We start from the raw sequence: 16,655 nt of genomic DNA on the forward strand, positions 1-16,655 counted from the left end.
GCGGCCGCCTCCTCCCTCGAGGACCAGGCCCATGGTCTCGCCCAGGCCGTCTCCGTGTTCCGCATCGACGACGCCAAGCTCTCCGGCATCGCCGCGCCGCGCAGCACGCCGGCGAAGGCGCCCGCGCCCAAGGCGAGCGCCGCCAAGAGCCATGGCGCTGCGCCCAAGCGCGCCGAGCCCGCCGAAGCAGGGGAGGAATGGGCTGAGTTCTAGGTACATCAACGCCGTCTAAAGAAACGCCGGCAACTGCCGACTTAACTAGTACGAGCAGGCGCTCTCCAGGATTCCGTGAGAACGAGAACAACAATCCGCCGCAACGCTCGCCGGATCGCTTATGGCGGACGCCGCCCCGGCGCACTGACAGGAATTTGCCCACATGGCCGCAGTCGAGCGCGAGTTTGAATTCAGCGACAGGAACTTCGAGGAAGTTCGCCGATTGATCCACGAACACGCGGGCATCTCCCTGCATCCTGGCAAGCGCCACATGGTCTACAGCCGCGTGGCGCGCCGGCTGCGCAATTTCCAGATGACGCGCTTCGACGACTACCTCGACATGCTCAACAACGACGCAGGCGAGTGGCAGCACTTCATCAACTCGCTGACCACTAACCTGACGGCGTTCTTCCGCGAATCGCATCACTTTCCGATCCTGGCGAAGCACGTGCTCGAGCATTGTCGCGGCCGGGACGTCATGCTGTGGTCTTCGGCCTGTTCCACCGGGGAGGAAGCCTGGTCGATGGCCATGACCATGGTGGACGCCTTCGGCACCTTCGAGCCCCCGGTGAAGATCATCGCCACCGACGTGGACACCAACGTGCTGCTGCATGCCGAGGAAGGCGTCTACAGCGCCGACCGGATCGCGGGCATCCCGGAGCAGGACGTGAAACGCTTCTTCCTGCGGGGCAAGGGCGCACGGGAGGGACTGGTACGGATCCGTCCCGAGCTCGCCAGGCTCGTCACTTTCCGGCCGCTCAACCTGCTGGCCGACGAGTGGCCGATCCGTCCCCCGCTGGACGCGATCTTCTGCCGCAACGTCATGATCTATTTCGACAAGCCGACGCAACGGCGGGTGCTGCAGAAATTCGTGCCGATCCTCCGCCCCGAGGGGCTGTTGTTCGCCGGTCATGCCGAGAGCTTCTCGCACGCGATCGACCTGTTCGCCTCCCGCGGCAAGACCGTCTACACCCCGGTGCAGCGGAAATGAAGCCCGCCAAGGCCACTACCACCCCGCCGCTCGGCAGCGCCCTGGTTCCGAACCTCTATTTCGACCGCGATCACGGCACCATGGCGGTCAAGATCCTGCCGGGCGAGTTCTACGTCTCGACCCGCGGCGAGATCATCGTCACCGTGCTCGGGTCCTGCGTCTCCGCGTGCATCCGCGACCGGGATCTGGGCATCGGCGGCATGAACCACTTCATGCTCCCCCACGGCCATCCGGACAGCCGCTGGGGCCAGTGCCTCTCGCAGGCCGCGCGCTACGGCACCTTCGCGATGGAGAGCCTGCTCAACGAGATGTACAAGCTGGGCGCGCGCCGTGAACGCCTGGAGATCAAGGTCGTCGGCGGCGGCAGGGTGCTCGTGCAGATGTCGGATATCGGTTCGCGGAACGCCACTTTCGTGCGCGAATTCCTGCGCACCGAGAAGCTGCCGATCGCCGGCGAGGACCTCGGCGGCGACTGGCCGCGCAAGGTCGTTTACATGCCGGACACGGGGCGCGTGAAGGTCAAGCGGCTGCAGGTGCTGCGCAACGACACGATCATCAAGCGCGAGACGCGCTACCTGGATGAAATCGACCACCTGCCCGACACCGGCAGCGTGGAACTCTTCTGAGGACGTACTGATGCCAGACTCGCCCATCAAGGTACTGATCATCGACGACTCGGCGCTGGTGCGGAAAATCCTGACGCTGATGATGCGCAAGGATCCGGACATCGAGGTCGTCGGCGCCGCGCCCGACCCGATCATCGCGCGTGAGAAGATCAAGGAACTCAACCCGGACGTCCTGACGCTCGACGTCGAGATGCCGCGCATGGACGGCCTGACCTTCCTGCGCAACCTGATGCGCCTGCGCCCCATGCCCGTCGTGATGGTGTCGTCGCTGACGGAGCGCGGCGCGGACGTCACGCTCGAGGCCCTGTCGCTCGGCGTGATCGACTTCATCACCAAGCCCAAGGGCGACCTCGGCAACCAGCTGACCGAACTCGGCGAGGAACTCTGCGCCAAGGTGAAGACGGCGGCGCGCGCCAAGGTGCGCGGCGCCATGCCAGCCGCCTCGTTGTCGGCGGACGCGGTCCTGCCGCCGCCGCGCCGCCGGCACCTGAACACCACCGACAGCCTGATCGCCATCGGCGCCTCCACCGGCGGAACCGAGGCCATCAAGGAAGTGCTGCTCGGCATGCCGCCTGACGCGCCCGGTATCGTCATCGCCCAGCACATCCCGCCCGGCTTCAGCCGCGCCTTCGCGGAGCGCATGGACAAGCTCACCCGCTTGCGGGTCAAGGAAGCGGAGGACGGCGACGTGGTGCTGCAGGGCCATGCCTTCGTCGCCCCAGGCGACCATCACCTGCTGGTCGAACGCTCCGGCGGGCGCTACATCTGCCGCATCAACGACGGCCCGCCGGTGAACCGCCACCGGCCCAGCGTAGACGTCATGTTCCGTTCGATCGCGGACTGTGCGGGCCCCCGCGCCGTGGCCGCGATCCTCACGGGCATGGGCGCCGACGGCGCGAAGGGCCTGCTGGAGCTGCGCGAAGCCGGCGCCCACACCGTCGCCCAGGACGAGGCCACCAGCGTCGTCTGGGGCATGCCGGGCGAAGCCGTCAAGATCGGCGCGGCCGCCGAGGTGCTGCCGCTGGGCAGGATCGCGAATGCCCTGCTCGCGGCGCCGGCCGGCAAAACCGGCGCGGGCAAACATCCCGGCGCCGGCGCTCAAGCTATTGCAGGGTCCGGCCGATAACACTCTCACGTAACACCGCCGAGCGGAATGGACGTCATGCACAGCATCTCTTCTCGTAATTTCATGTTGGTCGCGGCGCTGCTGGCGCTGGCCGTCCTCGGCCTCAGCGTCGGCAACGGCGCCTGGCTGCAGGCCGGCCTGGCCCTCGTCGTGGTCGCCCTGCTCGGTGCGGGGGTGCTCAGCGAAGCCTCCAGCGCCCGCCAGAGCGCCGAACACAGCGAAGCGGTCGCCGAGACCGTGGACGCGGCGCTGGCCGACGAATTGCCCCGAATCAACACCCAGGTGGCGCGCGTCAAGGGACTCATCTCCGACGCGGTCGCCCAGCTGTCCCGCAGTTTCAACAAGATGCACGGGGTGACCCAGGCGCAGGCCGCGTTGCTGCAGAAAGGCCTCAGCGGCGCCGTGGTCGACGAGCGTGCCGATAGCAACGAGCGGACCAGCGAGGCGCTGGAGCGTTTCGTCGATGCGCTGATCCAGTCGAGCCAGCAAAGCGTGCACATGGCCAACGAGACCGAGAAGATGCTCAGCCACCTGCAGGGCATCTTCAAGCTGCTCGAGGACGCGCGCAGCCTGGCCGAACAGACCAATCTCCTGGCGCTGAACGCCAGCATCGAGGCGGCGCGCGCCGGCGAGGCAGGGCGCGGCTTCGCGGTGGTCGCCGACGAGGTCCGCAAGCTGTCGATCCGCTCCGCCGAGTTCAACGAACAGATCCGCGAGCGCGTCACCGACACCAGCGAGGCCGTGGCCCGCGTGCAGCAGAAGGTCAACCAGATGGCCGCTCGCGACATGGGCGAGACGCTGCAGGAAAAGGAACGCATCACCCGCATGATCACCCAGGCGGACGCCGTGCGGGCGCAGTTGCGCGAGGCCATCGCCGAAATGGCGCCGCTCGGCGAGCAGCTCGGCGCCGCGGTCGGCGACGCGGTGCGCTCGCTGCAGTTCGAGGATATCTCCTCGCAGTCGCTGGGCGTCGCGGTGGAAAGCGTGGAGCACCTCGAGGCGCTGCGCGAGCAGCTGAGAAACGGCAAGCCGGCGGAGAAACCCGCGGCCCGGCCGGCGCCGGCGCCGAAGAAACCCAGCGTGGTGGCGATGCCTGCACCCGCCCCGGCTCCCCCGCCGCGGCCGCACGGCCCGGTGTCGCAGACCAGCATGCAGGCCGGCAGCGTCGAATTGTTCTGAATCCGGCGTTGTTCTGAGGATGGCGCTCCCGGGCGCGGCCGTTATGATGGGACGCTGTTCCGTCAGCCCCCGTCGCCGCGCCCATGTCCAGCCCCTCCATGCCGTCCGCAGGCCACGCCTTGCCGCCCCCCGGCGGGCGCGTCGCCGCGTCACCGCTGGACACCTTGTCGCGGGTGTTCGGCTTTGCCGCCTTCCGCCTCCGCCAGGAAGAGATCATCGCGGACCTCGTGGCGGGGAAAGACGCCTTCGTGCTCATGCCCACCGGGGGCGGCAAGTCGCTGTGCTACCAGGTCCCGGCATTGCATCGGCGCGGCACGGCGATCGTCGTCTCACCCCTGATCTCGCTCATGAAGGACCAGGTCGATGCGCTGCTGGCCAACGGGGTCGCCGCGGCCTTCTATAACTCCTCGCTGGAGGGCGACGCCGCCCGCCGGACGCTCGCCCGGCTCCACGCCGGCGAGCTGGACCTGCTGTACGTCGCGCCCGAGACGCTGATGAGCGACACGTTTCTCGGCCGCCTCGACGGCATCGAGATCGCGCTGTTCGCGGTGGACGAGGCGCATTGCGTGTCGCAATGGGGCCATGATTTCCGTCCCGAGTACGTCCAGCTCGGCGCCCTGCGCCGGCGGTTTCCCGGTATTCCGCTGGTCGCTTTGACCGCCACCGCGGATCCGCAGACGCGCGAGGATATCGTCCGGGTGCTCGATCTCGAGCACGCCACGCGGTACGTCGCGAGCTTCGACCGGCCCAATATCCGCTACACGGTGCGCGAGAAGCACAAGCCGCTGGAGCAGCTCGCGGCCTTTCTCGCGTCGCGGGACGGCCAGGCGGGGATCATCTACGCCCTGTCGCGGCGCCGGGTGGACGAGTTGACCGAAAAGCTGTGCGCCCGGGGCCTGCGGGCCGGCGCCTATCACGCGGGACTGGCGGCGACGGAACGCCACCGCGTGCAGGAAGCCTTCCTGCGCGACGAGCTGGATATCGTGGTGGCGACGGTCGCCTTCGGCATGGGCATCGACAAGCCGAACGTGCGCTTCGTCGTCCACTACGACATGCCGAAAAACATCGAGGGCTACTACCAGGAAACGGGCCGCGCCGGGCGCGATGGCCTGCCCGCCGAGGCCCTCTTGCTGTTCGGCGCGCAGGACGTGGTCACCGCCCGCGCGCTCGTGGAACGGGGCGCCAACGAGGCGCGCCAGCGGATCGAGGTGCACAAGCTCAACGCGATGGTCGCGCTGGCCGAGAGCCTGACCTGCCGACGCCGCGTGCTGCTCGGCTACTTCGGCGAGCGCCTCGCCGAGGACTGCGGCAATTGCGACGTCTGCCTGGAGCCGCCGGAGCGCTTCGATGCGACCGAAGACGCGCGCAAGGCGCTGTCCTGCGTGTACCGCCTGGACCAGGGATACGGCATCAAGTACGTCATCGACGTGCTGCGCGGCACGCGGAACGAGCGCATTCTCGCCGCCGGGCATGACCGCCTCTCCACCTTCGGCATCGGCGCGCACCACGGCATGCAGGAATGGGCCTCGCTGCTGCGCCAGCTGATCCATCGCGGTTACCTCGAGCAGGACATCGCGCGCTACTCGGTGCTGCGGCTCACGCCGGCCGCGCGACCCCTGCTGCGCGGCGAGGAAACACTCGAGCTGGCGCGCCCCCGGGTCAAGGCTGCAGCGAAGCGCAAGCCGGCGCGGATCGCCGCGAGCGGAGGTCCTTACGACGAATCGCTGTTCGACGCCTTGCGCGCATTGCGCAAGTCGCTGGCCGACGCCCAGGGCGTGCCGCCCTACATCATCTTCGGCGACGCCACGCTCATCGAGATGGCCCGCGAGCTGCCGACCAACGCCACCGCCCTGCTCGGCATCTCCGGCGTGGGCCAGAAAAAGCTGGAGCGCTACGGCGAGGACTTTCTCGCCATCATCCGCGCGCACTGAGTGTCATCGCCTCGAAACGTGCGGGTGATGGAGTAGGTCCTCGGAGACCGCAACGCGCAGACGCGATCGAGGCCACCATGTCGATTCCCCGTGTTTTCAGATTGTCGGTGCTGCTGGTCAGCGCCGCGGTGATCGTGCCGTCGGCGACCCGCGCGGATACGCCGCCAGCGGGCCGCACCGGTGAACCGCAGCCAGGAGCAGACACCGCGGAGGCCGTCCACCCCGTCGTCATCGCCCACCGCGGCGCCTCCGGTTACCTGCCGGAGCACACCCTCGCGGCCTACGCCTTCGCCTACGCCCTGGGGGCTGATTTCATCGAACCCGACATCGTCCTGACGAGCGACGGCCATCCGGTCGCGCTGCACGACCTGACACTCGACGCGACCACCGACGTGCGCGAGCGGTTCCCCGGCCGGGCCCGCGCCGACGGGCTGCACTACGCGCTCGACTTCACGCTGGCCGAGCTGCGGCAGTTGCGCGTGTTCGAACGCATCGAGCCCGGGACCGGCGAGCCGCGGTACCCGGCGCGGTTTCCCGCCGGGACGGGCAACTTCGGCATCGTGACGCTGGCCGAGCTGATCGAACTGGTGCAGGGCCTGAACACGAGCACGGGCAGGAACGTCGGCATCTACCCGGAAACCAAGTTTCCCGCCTTCCATGCGGAACACGGCCATGACCTCGCGGCGATCGTGGCCGCGGAACTGGAACGCCATGGCTACAGCGAAAGGAATGACTACGCGATCATCCAGTCCTTCGAGCCCGAGCCGTTGCGCCGCCTCCGCGAGAAAGGCGTTCGCCTGCGCCTGGTGCAGCTGCTCGGCGAGAACGACTGGGACATGAACGATGTCGATTACACGCCGATGTACACGCCCGAAGGCCTCGCGGAGATCGCGAAATTTGCCGATGGCATCGGCCCGCCGATCAGCCGCATCCTGCTCGGCGCGCAGGCCGACGGTACGCAGAAATTCAGCACGCTGGTAACCGACGCCAGGCAGGTGGGGCTGTCGGTGCACCCCTATACCGTGCGAACCGACAATCTGCCCCACCGGCTCTCAGTCGAGGAACTGCTCCACCTGTTGCTCGAGGTGCAATGCGTGGACGGGCTGTTCATCGACCAGCCGGACGCGATGGTGAGATTCCTGCGCGCTCGGAAAGGCCCAGGTTTCGACAGCCGCCGCGCAGCCGGCCTGCAACTATCCCGTAGCGGCATCTCCGAGCGGGAACCAGGTCAGACCACGCAGCGCATGCAGATGGGCCACCCCGGCGAAACCCGCGTACGCTGCCGCAGCGAACCACACGGCAGCTACTCGCGCCGAGGGGAACGCAACCCAGCGATCGATCAGCAGCCCGGCCAGCGGAAGCACCTGGAGCGCGTGAATGCCAATGAAATGCGCGATCCTCAGGTCGCCGGCGACTGAACTCCAGGCCAGCACGGGAATTCCCGCAGCACCATCAGGCGCGCCCACAGTGTGGCCGGCGTTGGCGATCATGACGAAGCCCTGCGCGCTCCCGACCAGGAAGACCGCCAGGCCCAGGCGGACGCCCCAAAGGTAGGCGGGAGCGGCTGGTCGGCGCTCCGTCATGAACAGCAACAATGCAACAAATACGGCTGCCGAGTTGGCAGCGACGCCGAAACCCATCAGGCTGAACACGGCGCTGTCGAAAGGTGTCGAAGCATTGTAGTGTGAGGTCGTGCCTCGAGCGGCCTGCATGGTGATCAGGACCTGTTCCGTTACCATCGAGCCAATAATCACTGCCGCCAGCAACACAACCACGCGGCGCGCAGGCCCAAGCTCTCCCAGCAACCACGCCATGGTCAGCAGGTATACCGTGATCGAAAGCGCGAACTTGGCCGGCTTGAGCCAGGCATTCACCCCGGTAATCTGCCGTGGATCGAGCACCATGAGCACCAAAAGCAGCCCGAAAAGAAGGAAATGCGCTAGCGCCACGCGCGTCAACCACGCCCCACGCCGATGAAACTCGTTGATCAGGGCACGCAAGCCCGCCACCATGCACGACCGTTACGCCACCTGCAGACGGTGCGGATGAGCAGGTAGAGAAGTAATCCGGCCGGACCGGCCAGGAAACAGAATACGAGGGACAACGCGACGAGCGATCGCGGCAGACGCTCGCTGCGCTGCTGGCCTGCAATCCAGCAACCGATGAAGTAATCGAACACCAGGAAATGCAACCAGCCGGCCAGCAGAATCTGGTCTGATCCGAACAGTCCTCGAACGGCGCCAAGGCTGCCGAAGCCGCCATCCTGGAACGGCACATGCGGGAATATCAGGAGAACATAGGCCAGGCCGAACAGCAGCGGCAGCCCAAAGAAGCCTATCCACTTCACAGCACTTGCCAGCCGGGAAACCCAGAGACTCACTAACAGCAGAACCCACAACCCGGTCATCAATTGACCAGCAGCACCGAAAGTCGCGCCCGCTTCAAATGGCCACATTGCAATGCGCCCTCAGGTCGGCGACGAACTCGTGCAAGGCCGTGCCGCCGAGTCCGGCATGGTAGTGGCGCGACAAGCGACCAGCGCGATCGAAGAGATACAGGTTGGCACGCCCTGGCTCGAAACCGAGCCGCTCAGCCAATCGGCCCCGCCAGTCCAACAGCACGGCACTGGAGTTGCGGAAGCTCCGCCGCACGAACGGCCTCGCTATGGCCGGCACTTCTGCAAGCTGGGCCACTTCGATCAAAACGCAAACGCCGGTCTCCAGAGCGCTCAGCCACTCCCCTGCTTCACGGACGCCTTTTCGGTCGCTGTACAAAACTACGACCGGGCCAGCCGGTACCGGCAAGACGACGGCTTCCCGTCCGAACTGATCCTCGAGCACGACTCTGGATGCGGCGCCAGGTGCTGCCGCAGACGAGGACAGCGCGATCCCAGTCAGCAGCATCGGGAAGATCGAGGTCACGCCGAACCCTTCGGGTCGAGCATCGCGCGGATCAAGGCAAGATGGTTGTCCAGCGCGCTCCGTCCCCTGCTGGTGAGGGTGTAACTCGTGTTCTGCTTTCGCTTGATGAAGCTTTTGGTCTCCTCGACGTACCCGGCCGCCGCGAGCTTCTGCATATGCGCGCCGAGATTGCCGTCACTGGCGCCGATCTGCTCACGCAGGAAGCTGAAGTCCGCATTCTCCACCGTTGCCAGGAGTGTCATCGCAGCAAGCCGGATACGTGACGCGAGCAGGGGATCGATCTGGCGGTAGTCATGACTGACGCTCATTGCGTCGCCGCGCTCCTGTGCAGCGCCAGGGCCGGCACAATCAACAGCACCAGCAACAACCCGCCGAAAACGACCAGTCGCAGTGATGGCGGCACGAAAAACAAGAGCGCTGCACCGACCCACCATGCGATGGCCAGACCGACCAACACCTGCCGTCCGGTCAGGACCGCGCTCGCGAGGTAAGCAAGACCGAAGAAGGCGGCGAAAACCGGTGGGATCGTCTGCGTGGGCAGGGCGCCCGAAAAAGTACCCACGAACCCGATCAGTGTCATCGACGTCAGCACGGCGAACCAGGTCGTGGCGAGCACGCGTTGCGCGAACAATCTGGCCTGGCCGCGCGTCCTCGCCATGCGCCAGCCCGTATAGAGCCACGCGATCGCGATCAGCACTGCCCACAACCAGGGGCCGTCCAGCGCCTCAACCGTGTATACCAGCCCGACGCCAACGAGCGTCAGGGCTCCCCAGACCAGCAACGGCAGTGAGTCGACGCTCAACGCTGCACGGCTGTTTTCGACAATGCGCCGGACATAGGCGAGGTCATCTTGAACTTGTGTCATCGTGGGCCTCCCTTGTGTACTCTGTTTTTCAGAGTACTCTGCCTTTATAAAGAGCGCAAGCCTGTAATGCAATCACGATAGAGGGGGGGAAAATTAAAACCCGCGCCTTCGCGAGGACTCGCTGGCACGATCACCTGCCGCCGGGGCCCGTTACATACAATCCCGCGGAACGCTGCAAGCCATCAATGGAATGGTGGCCAGGGACAGAATCGAACTGTCGACACCGTGATTTTCAGTCACGTGCTCTACCAACTGAGCTACCTGGCCATCGGTGCGAGGCGCGTATTAGACCCGGGCGGCCGCTGGCCCGTCAAGGCAGGTTCGACGGGCGCCCGACTTTGACCCGTCTGCGGCGGAACGACTACCCTGATTATCTCAGTCACCGCCAGGCAGGATCCCTCGTGACCTCCAGCAACTCCCTGTTTCAGCATGAATCGCCGGCCGCGACGGTCGCGGACGCCTACCACGCGGTGCGATCCCGCTCGCGCGCCCTGGCGGCGCCGCTCTCCGCAGAAGATGCCTGCGTCCAGAGCATGCCCGACGCGAGCCCCGCCAAGTGGCACCTCGCCCACACCACCTGGTTTTTCGAGCGTTTCATTCTCGCGGCGCGAGCCCCGGATTACCGGGTTTTCGACGAGCGCTTCGATTACCTGTTCAACTCCTACTACTACACGGCGGGGCAGATGCACGCCCGGTCGCAGCGCGGCCTGGTGACCCGGCCGTCGCTGGCCGAGGTGCTCGACTACCGTAGCCACGTCGATGCCGGCATCCAGTCGCTGCTGGAACGGGAGCAGGGCGACGACGAACTGGCTTTTCTCGTCACGCTGGGCATCAACCACGAGCAGCAGCACCAGGAATTATTGCTCACCGACATCAAGCACCTGTTCGCCCAGAACCCGCTGCTGCCTGCTTATGCCGACCTGGCGGCTGCAGCGCCCGCGGCTACCGACGCGTTGCCTGCGGCGCCTGCCGCGGCCCTGCCGCTAACCTGGGTGGCAGGCCGATCCGGCCGCGTCGAGGTGGGCCACGACGGCCACGGCTTCGCTTTCGACAACGAGGGCCCCCGTCACGAGGTCCTGCTGCGCGAACACGCGCTGGCCTCGCGGCTGGTCACCAATGCGGAATTCCGCGAGTTCATCGACGACGGCGGCTATGCCGAATCGTCCCTCTGGCTGTCCGACGGCTGGTCCACCGTGCTCGCCGAGGGCTGGAACCGCCCCCTGTACTGGCAGGAAGACCTCGAGCAGGCCTTCACGCTCGGCGGACTCATGCCGATCGAGGCCGACGCGCCGGTCACCCACCTGAGCCTGTTCGAGGCGGATGCGTTCGCCCGCTGGGCGGGCTGCAGGCTGCCGACGGAGTTCGAATGGGAAGTGGCCGCCCGAGACCGTCTGCGCGAGGGCAACTGGGCGGACAGCGGAACCTTCAGGCCGCAGCCGGCGACACCCGGCGAGGGGCTGCGGCAGCTATATGGCGATGCCTGGGAATGGACCGCCAGCCCGTACACCCCCTACCCCGGCTTCCAGCCGCTGGCCGGCTCGCTGGGTGAATACAACGGCAAGTTCATGTGCAGCCAGATGGTGCTGCGCGGCGGCTCCTGCGCCACCCCGGCCGGACATGTGCGCCCGACCTACCGTAATTTTTTCTATCCCGGCCAGCGCTGGCAGTTCAGCGGCGTGCGCCTCGCCAGGGACGGCTCATGACGGACAACCTTCGCGTCGTCTCCGACTTCAGCCCGGACGACGAAGTGATGCTCGCCGAGGTCCTCCGGGGCCTTTCCCTGCCAAACAAGAACATCCCGTCGCTGTACTTCTACGACCAGCGCGGCTCCGAGCTCTTCGACGCCATCACGGAGCTGCCGGAGTATTACCCGACTCGCACCGAGATCGCGATTCTCGAGCAGCACGGCGCCGAGATGGCCGCCGCGCTCGGGCCCGGCGTGCGCCTCATCGAGCTGGGTTCCGGCTCGGCCGTGAAGACGGAGCTGCTGCTGGCCAATCTCGACGCCACCGCAGCCTACGTGCCGGTGGAGATTTCCCTGGACCACCTGCGCGCCGCGGCCGCGCGCATCGCGGCGGATTTTCCGGATCTCGAGGTGTTGCCCGTCACGGCCGACTTCACGGAACCCTTCGACCTCCCGGAACCGACACGCGGCAAAGTGCGGCGGAACGTGGCCTTCTTTCCGGGTTCCACGATCGGCAATTTCCCACGGTCGATGGCCGCCGACCTGCTCGACGCGACACGCCGCGAGGTCGGACCCGGCGGTGCGATGCTCGTGGGCGTGGACCTGGAAAAGGATCGCGCGACGCTCGAACGGGCCTACAACGACGCCGCCGGGGTGACGGCCGAATTCAACCTGAATCTCCTCGTGCGCCTGAATCGCGAACTGGGCGCGGATTTCGACGTAAACGGGTTCCGCCACGAGGCCGTCTGGGACGGGGCCGCCGGGCGGATCGAGATGCGCCTGGTCAGCTTGCGCGCGCAACAGGTCCGCATCGCGGGTCACCCGTTCCGTTTCGAGCCGGGTGAAGTGCTCGTCACCGAGTACTCTCACAAGTACTCGCTCGCGGGCTTCCGCGCGCTGGCCGAGGGGGCGGGTTTCGAGGTCGCCCGGGTCTGGACCGATCCCGAGCAACTGTTTTCAGTGCAGCTGCTGGTGGTGCCGGAGACAGCGGCCCCTCAGTCCTCCGGCGGCGGCACGTAACCCTCGGGCGCGGCGGCCCCGCCGCCGAAGAAATACTGCTCCAGCTGCTCGCGCAGGAACTCGCGCGCCTTCGGTTCGATCACCACGAGCCGGTACTCGTTGATCAGCATGGTCTGGTGGCCGAGCCATTTCTGCCACGCTTCTTTGGACACCTGCTCGTAAATGCGCTGGCCGAGTTCGCCGGGGTACGGCGGGCGGTCGAGGCCCTCGGCCTCGCGGCCCAGCAGGATGCATTGGACGGTTCTGCTCATGGCTGTTCCTTCGGTGTAGCGGCGGCCGGATGCGGCGAATGCGCCTCGATGAGACGGCTGACGACGGCCGCCAGTCCAAGCTTCGCCGGGGAGCGGGCGTTATACCAGACCCACCGGCCGGGCTCCATCAGCGTCCGCGGCGGCGCGCACAGATCGGCGGGCACCGGCTCGATTTCCAGTTCGAAATGCGTGAAACCGTGCCGCAGCGTGGCCAGGGGCTCGCGGGCGACGACCGGCGCGTCGAGCATGCGCGTCGCCCAGCCCGGCGCGGATTCCTCGCCGAGCTCGGGCGGGCACCACAGCCCGCCCCAGATCCCCTGCGGGGGACGACGTTCGAGCAGCAACGCGCCCGCAGCGTCGCGCAACAACAGCATCCGCACCCGGCGCAGAGGCCGGGCCCGCCTGGGCCGCGGCGCCGGGAACTCGGTCTCGCGCTGCTGCCGGTGCGCCTCGCAGCGGGCCGCCAGCGGACAGGCCGGACAGATCGGCCGCCCACGCCGGCAGACGGTCGCGCCAAGGTCCATGATGGCCTGCGTGTAGTCGGCGACACGCCCGGCGGGCGTGTGTTCCTCGGCCAGTGCCCAGAGCCGTCGCTCCACGGCCGCGGTCCCCGGCCAGCCGGGCACCGCATGAACGCGGGCGAGCACCCGTTTCACGTTGCCGTCGAGAATCGGGTGACGCTGGCCGAAGGCCTGGGCCAGGATCGCGCCGGCTGTAGAGCGACCGATGCCGGGAAGTGCAGACACGGCATCGAAGTCCTCGGGAAACCGGCCGTCATGCCGTTCGACCAGGACAGTCGCGGCCTTGTGCAGGTTGCGAGCCCGGGCGTAGTAACCCAGCCCCGACCAGTGATGCAGGACCTCGTCGAGGGGTGCGCCAGCCAGGCTCGGGATATCGGGGAACCGCGCCATGAAGCGCTCGAAATACGGAATCACGGTGGCGACCTGGGTCTGCTGCAACATGATCTCGGAGATCCATACGGCATAGGCGGACCGGCCCTGCTGCCATGGCAAATCGTGCCGGCCCTCCTGGTCGTACCAGTCGAGCAGCCTCGCAGCCAGGGTGTCACTCATGCCGTCTCACAGCCCGCCTGTCCACTTCCGCCATGGTCTCGAGCGTCATCCGCTCCACGGAGCGCGCCAGGGCGGTCTCCCCGAACAGCGGCGACACGCTGAAAGCCGGCACGAAACGCGTCCGGTAACGCAGGTGGGCGCCGCCCTCGTGAGGCGTGAAATGCCATTCCGTGCGCCCTTCGCTGAAGGAGCCGCGGCCGGGGACGTCGGTGGCGACCAGGGTATCGTCCCGGCGACGGATCTGCTCGACCCGGTGCAATGTCCTGCAGAACAGCAGGACGCAGCCCTCGAGGCGCGTATAAACCTCCTCGGTCTGCGGCCCGACCGGGCCCAGCGAGCGGCTTTCCAGCAACTGCGGATGGAGTTCGTGGACGCGGGCGTAATCGGTAAGCACCGCGAGCAGCGCCTCGGGGGATGCCTCGAAGCGGGCTTCGATCTCCAGCACGAAGGCGGGACCGTCGCGTTGCATTTCCGCCGTATCCAGCTCGAACGCCGCGGCGCCGGCGAACGGCAGCAAGGCGATTGCGAGCGCGGTGGCGAACGCGGCGGCGAACGCGGTGGCGCGTGCGGCGATCGCTGGGCAGACGGGCGCCGGGACGCTGTTCCCCGTCAAGAGCCGCCGTCGTCCTTGCGCAGCCGGTCCCTGAGGCTGCGAAACTTGTCCTCGGCCCGCTCCTTGAGGCTGTCCTCGAGCGACTCGCCCTCCGCCGGATCGACGCCGAGGCGGCGCAAGGCTTCCTCCGTCGCCTTGTCGCGCAACATCCCCGCGATATCCACGCTGACGGACGGTGAATCCAGGGTGCCGCTGAGACGCAGCGGCAGCGTGGCGCCGGCCAGCTCGGCAGTTTCGCCGGTCGCCTCGTCCTCGACCTCGCGCAGCACGGTGGCATTGAGCCGGTAATCGAGCGTGCCGGCGGAGAGGTCCACCTCGCCGCTTCCTGTCACGCCGAGAAACGGGAGCCCGGCGGTGAGATCGTCGTTGACGAGTTTTCCGTCGCGAATCACCGCCGTACCGGTGAGCCGCCGGAACTCGGTATCCGGCGACGTGCGCGTCGGCGCCTCCCGCCCCCTGGCGAGCGCATAGGCACGCTGGATCTCGTACCAGAGGTTGACGCCCTTGAAGGCACCATCCGCCAGGTCGAAGGCGAGTTCGCCGTCGAGCCCGGACACCAGTCCAGCCGTCGTGGCCGCACGCGTGCTGAGGTCGGCATCGAACTCGGCGACGCCCGTGAGGCGCTCGAAGTCGGCGAGATCGCGCGCGAACGGCAACAGCTGGAACCCGGACAGCGACTGTTCCACGCTCAACCGCGCCGGCGCCTCGCGCGCATCGAGCCGTGCTTTGCCGTCCATCCGGCCCTCGTACAGCGCCGCCCCGAGCGGTTGCAGCTCGAGCACGCCGTCACGCGCCACGGCCCGCGCCTCCACCCCCGTCATCACCAGGCCGTTGAGCTTCACCCTGCCCGCTGTGAACGATGCGTCCAGGTCCAGGGTCTTCAGCCACTCGAACGCAAGCTCGACATCACCGGCCGGCGCCTCCTCGGCCGGCGCGTCGGTTTCCGGGGGCAGGTAACGGTCGAGATCGATCGCATCCAGGGCCATGTCCGCACGGATTCGGGGAATCTCGCCGAGCCCTATCGACGCCGTGCCCTCGAGCGTCGAATCATCCAGCACGGCGACCAGGTCCTGCAGCCGGGCCTCGGAGGGATCCGCGACATACTCCGCCTGCAGCGACGCCGACCCCAGCACGGCAGGATCGGCAGTCTCGGGCGCCTCGATCCCGAGCTGCTCGAAAACATCACGCGGCGAGAATTCCTCGACGACGATGCGCCCGCGGAACGCAGGCGCATCGATGATGCGCTCGCCCGTGACGTCCAGGGTGGCATCGACACCCGCCGCTTCGGCAGAGACATCGGGAATGGCCAGCGTCTGGGCCTCCAGGTCGGCATCGAGCTGCGGCATGCGCAAGGCGAACGCCCGGCGCTGGCTCTCCCCGGTCTCGAAACCGCCGGTGAGTCCGAAATCGCGCAGCGTGACGGCGCCGAAATCCTCGGCAAACTGCACGGTCGCCTCCAGCTGCGCGTCGAGCGTCGATTCGCCGTCACCGATAGTCACCATCGTCTCGGCCTCGAGCTCGAAAGGCCGGCCCGGCGCGAGTTCCCCTGTCGAGAGCGTGGGTACCGCAGCCTCGATGATCGTCCCGGCCGCGCGGTCCTCGAAGCGTACGAGCGCATCCTCGAGCTGCAGTCCGGCGATGCGCTCCAGCCGGAAAGTGCCGTCCGCGCCATCGGGTCCGACATCCGGCGGCGGGCCGCGCCCGTCGCCGGTCTCCTCGGCCGCGCCAGCCTCACCTCGCGCGCCCCCGTCGTCAGCACCGAGACCCTCCCAGTTTGCGGTGCCGTCGGCCTGTCGGACGAGATTGATGCGCAGGCCTTCCAGGCGCAGCGTGCTGACCTCGAGCCGGCGCGACAGGAGCGGCATGAGCCGCGCGCCGACCGCAGCGGAACCGATTTCCACGAAAGGCGTATCGCCGAACCCCGGCGGATTGCCGAGCCGCATCCGTCCCACTTCCAGCCCGAGCCACGGGAACACGCTCAGCGACACCTCGCCGGCGATTTCGAAATCGCGCCCGGTTTCCTCGGTCACCGCGCGCGCGATGTCGTCCCGGTAGTCGTTGGGATCGACGACCAGCGGAATGATGATCACCGCGGCCAGCACCACGACGACCAGCAGCCCGAACAGGCCGAGAATGATTTTCAGCGCTTTGGTCATGAGCTT

Annotated in this window: 16 protein-coding genes, 1 tRNA gene and 1 pseudogene; 9 read left to right on the plus strand and 9 right to left on the minus strand. The window is 67.4% G+C overall.

Translation table 11 applies throughout. The annotated features are described in order from the left end of the window. The 7 genes and pseudogenes from G6032_RS14485 to glpQ all read left to right on the plus strand — a co-directional run. A pseudogene (locus G6032_RS14485) lies at positions 1-213 on the plus strand (hypothetical protein); the annotation flags it as partial. A gap of 163 nt (positions 214-376) precedes the next feature. Next, positions 377-1,204: a CheR family methyltransferase gene (locus G6032_RS14490; protein ID WP_165282887.1), complete on the plus strand. Its 828-nt coding sequence runs from the start codon at positions 377-379 to the stop codon at positions 1,202-1,204. After that, entirely contained in the window at positions 1,201-1,830 is a 630-nt protein-coding gene (gene cheD, locus G6032_RS14495; protein WP_165282888.1) for a chemoreceptor glutamine deamidase CheD, read from the plus strand. The genes G6032_RS14490 and cheD overlap by 4 nt, the downstream gene beginning before the upstream one ends. Before the next feature lie 10 nt (positions 1,831-1,840). Then, complete coding sequence (locus G6032_RS14500) at positions 1,841-2,956, plus strand: chemotaxis response regulator protein-glutamate methylesterase (RefSeq protein ID WP_206212011.1); 1,116 nt, start codon at positions 1,841-1,843, stop codon at positions 2,954-2,956. A gap of 36 nt (positions 2,957-2,992) precedes the next feature. Further along, on the plus strand, positions 2,993-4,135 hold the full coding sequence (locus G6032_RS14505; protein WP_165282889.1) for a methyl-accepting chemotaxis protein: 1,143 nt from the start codon (positions 2,993-2,995) through the stop codon (positions 4,133-4,135). Between the two features lie 98 nt (positions 4,136-4,233). After that, entirely contained in the window at positions 4,234-6,066 is a 1,833-nt protein-coding gene (gene recQ, locus G6032_RS14510; RefSeq protein WP_165282890.1) for a DNA helicase RecQ, read from the plus strand. Between the two features lie 77 nt (positions 6,067-6,143). Next, a complete protein-coding gene (gene glpQ / locus G6032_RS14515; protein WP_165282891.1) occupies positions 6,144-7,484 on the plus strand; it encodes a glycerophosphodiester phosphodiesterase in 1,341 nt (446 codons plus the stop codon). 569 nt (positions 7,485-8,053) lie between these two features. Here the strand turns inward: glpQ and G6032_RS14520 are convergent. The 5 genes from G6032_RS14520 to G6032_RS14540 all read right to left on the minus strand — a co-directional run bounded on the left by G6032_RS14520 (position 8,054) and on the right by G6032_RS14540 (position 10,119). After that, on the minus strand, positions 8,054-8,521 hold the full coding sequence (locus G6032_RS14520) for an abscisic acid-deficient protein Aba4 family protein (RefSeq protein WP_165282892.1): 468 nt from the start codon (positions 8,519-8,521) through the stop codon (positions 8,054-8,056). Next, the gene (locus G6032_RS14525) at positions 8,508-8,987 is read right to left on the minus strand and encodes a hypothetical protein (protein WP_165282893.1); all 480 of its coding nucleotides are present in this window, start codon (positions 8,985-8,987) and stop codon (positions 8,508-8,510) included. The genes G6032_RS14520 and G6032_RS14525 overlap by 14 nt, the downstream gene beginning before the upstream one ends. Further along, positions 8,984-9,295, minus strand: coding sequence for a transcriptional regulator (locus G6032_RS14530; protein ID WP_165282894.1), 312 nt, complete (start codon positions 9,293-9,295; stop codon positions 8,984-8,986). The genes G6032_RS14525 and G6032_RS14530 overlap by 4 nt, the downstream gene beginning before the upstream one ends. Further along, complete coding sequence (locus tag G6032_RS14535) at positions 9,292-9,852, minus strand: hypothetical protein (RefSeq protein ID WP_165282895.1); 561 nt, start codon at positions 9,850-9,852, stop codon at positions 9,292-9,294. The genes G6032_RS14530 and G6032_RS14535 overlap by 4 nt, the downstream gene beginning before the upstream one ends. Positions 9,853-10,043: 191 nt before the next feature. After that, positions 10,044-10,119 (minus strand) — tRNA-Phe (locus G6032_RS14540). A 134-nt stretch (positions 10,120-10,253) separates the two neighbouring features. On the opposite strand from G6032_RS14540, the gene egtB reads away from it, so the two are divergent. After that, entirely contained in the window at positions 10,254-11,555 is a 1,302-nt protein-coding gene (egtB, locus tag G6032_RS14545) for an ergothioneine biosynthesis protein EgtB (protein ID WP_165282896.1), read from the plus strand. Further along, complete coding sequence (gene egtD, locus G6032_RS14550) at positions 11,552-12,556, plus strand: L-histidine N(alpha)-methyltransferase (RefSeq protein ID WP_165282897.1); 1,005 nt, start codon at positions 11,552-11,554, stop codon at positions 12,554-12,556. Before egtB ends, egtD begins: the two co-directional genes overlap by 4 nt. Here egtD and G6032_RS14555 read toward each other — a convergent pair. The 4 genes from G6032_RS14555 to G6032_RS14570 are packed head-to-tail and all read right to left on the minus strand — an operon-like array spanning position 12,532 to position 16,649. Further along, positions 12,532-12,807, minus strand: a complete 276-nt coding sequence (locus tag G6032_RS14555; protein ID WP_165282898.1) for an oxidative damage protection protein — start codon at positions 12,805-12,807, stop codon at positions 12,532-12,534. The two genes, egtD and G6032_RS14555, sit on opposite strands and share 25 nt — an antisense overlap. Beyond that, positions 12,804-13,880, minus strand: coding sequence for an A/G-specific adenine glycosylase (gene mutY / locus G6032_RS14560; RefSeq protein ID WP_165282899.1), 1,077 nt, complete (start codon positions 13,878-13,880; stop codon positions 12,804-12,806). Before mutY ends, G6032_RS14555 begins: the two co-directional genes overlap by 4 nt. Continuing rightward, positions 13,873-14,493, minus strand: a complete 621-nt coding sequence (locus tag G6032_RS14565) for an SRPBCC family protein (RefSeq protein ID WP_165282900.1) — start codon at positions 14,491-14,493, stop codon at positions 13,873-13,875. The genes mutY and G6032_RS14565 overlap by 8 nt, the downstream gene beginning before the upstream one ends. Next, positions 14,490-16,649, minus strand: coding sequence for an AsmA family protein (locus G6032_RS14570; protein WP_165282901.1), 2,160 nt, complete (start codon positions 16,647-16,649; stop codon positions 14,490-14,492). The genes G6032_RS14565 and G6032_RS14570 overlap by 4 nt, the downstream gene beginning before the upstream one ends. Positions 16,650-16,655 lie beyond the last annotated feature (6 nt).

Origin of the sequence: Wenzhouxiangella sp. XN24 (assembly GCF_011064545.1) — a bacterium.
Taxonomy (GTDB): Bacteria; Pseudomonadota; Gammaproteobacteria; order Steroidobacterales; family XN24; genus XN24.

What these genes read in the sequence shown, in the direction of transcription:
- G6032_RS14490 (WP_165282887.1), top strand. Translation starts at nt 377, where the DNA reads ATGGCCGCAGTCGAGCGCGAGTTTGAATTCAGCGACAGGAACTTCGAG.
- cheD (WP_165282888.1), top strand. Translation starts at nt 1,201, where the DNA reads ATGAAGCCCGCCAAGGCCACTACCACCCCGCCGCTCGGCAGCGCCCTG.
- G6032_RS14500 (WP_206212011.1), top strand. Translation starts at nt 1,841, where the DNA reads ATGCCAGACTCGCCCATCAAGGTACTGATCATCGACGACTCGGCGCTG.
- G6032_RS14505 (WP_165282889.1), top strand. Translation starts at nt 2,993, where the DNA reads ATGCACAGCATCTCTTCTCGTAATTTCATGTTGGTCGCGGCGCTGCTG.
- recQ (WP_165282890.1), top strand. Translation starts at nt 4,234, where the DNA reads ATGCCGTCCGCAGGCCACGCCTTGCCGCCCCCCGGCGGGCGCGTCGCC.
- glpQ (WP_165282891.1), top strand. Translation starts at nt 6,144, where the DNA reads ATGTCGATTCCCCGTGTTTTCAGATTGTCGGTGCTGCTGGTCAGCGCC.
- G6032_RS14520 (WP_165282892.1), bottom strand. Translation starts at nt 8,521, where the DNA reads ATGTGGCCATTTGAAGCGGGCGCGACTTTCGGTGCTGCTGGTCAATTG.
- G6032_RS14530 (WP_165282894.1), bottom strand. Translation starts at nt 9,295, where the DNA reads ATGAGCGTCAGTCATGACTACCGCCAGATCGATCCCCTGCTCGCGTCA.
- G6032_RS14535 (WP_165282895.1), bottom strand. Translation starts at nt 9,852, where the DNA reads ATGACACAAGTTCAAGATGACCTCGCCTATGTCCGGCGCATTGTCGAA.
- egtD (WP_165282897.1), top strand. Translation starts at nt 11,552, where the DNA reads ATGACGGACAACCTTCGCGTCGTCTCCGACTTCAGCCCGGACGACGAA.
- G6032_RS14555 (WP_165282898.1), bottom strand. Translation starts at nt 12,807, where the DNA reads ATGAGCAGAACCGTCCAATGCATCCTGCTGGGCCGCGAGGCCGAGGGC.
- mutY (WP_165282899.1), bottom strand. Translation starts at nt 13,880, where the DNA reads ATGAGTGACACCCTGGCTGCGAGGCTGCTCGACTGGTACGACCAGGAG.
- G6032_RS14570 (WP_165282901.1), bottom strand. Translation starts at nt 16,649, where the DNA reads ATGACCAAAGCGCTGAAAATCATTCTCGGCCTGTTCGGGCTGCTGGTC.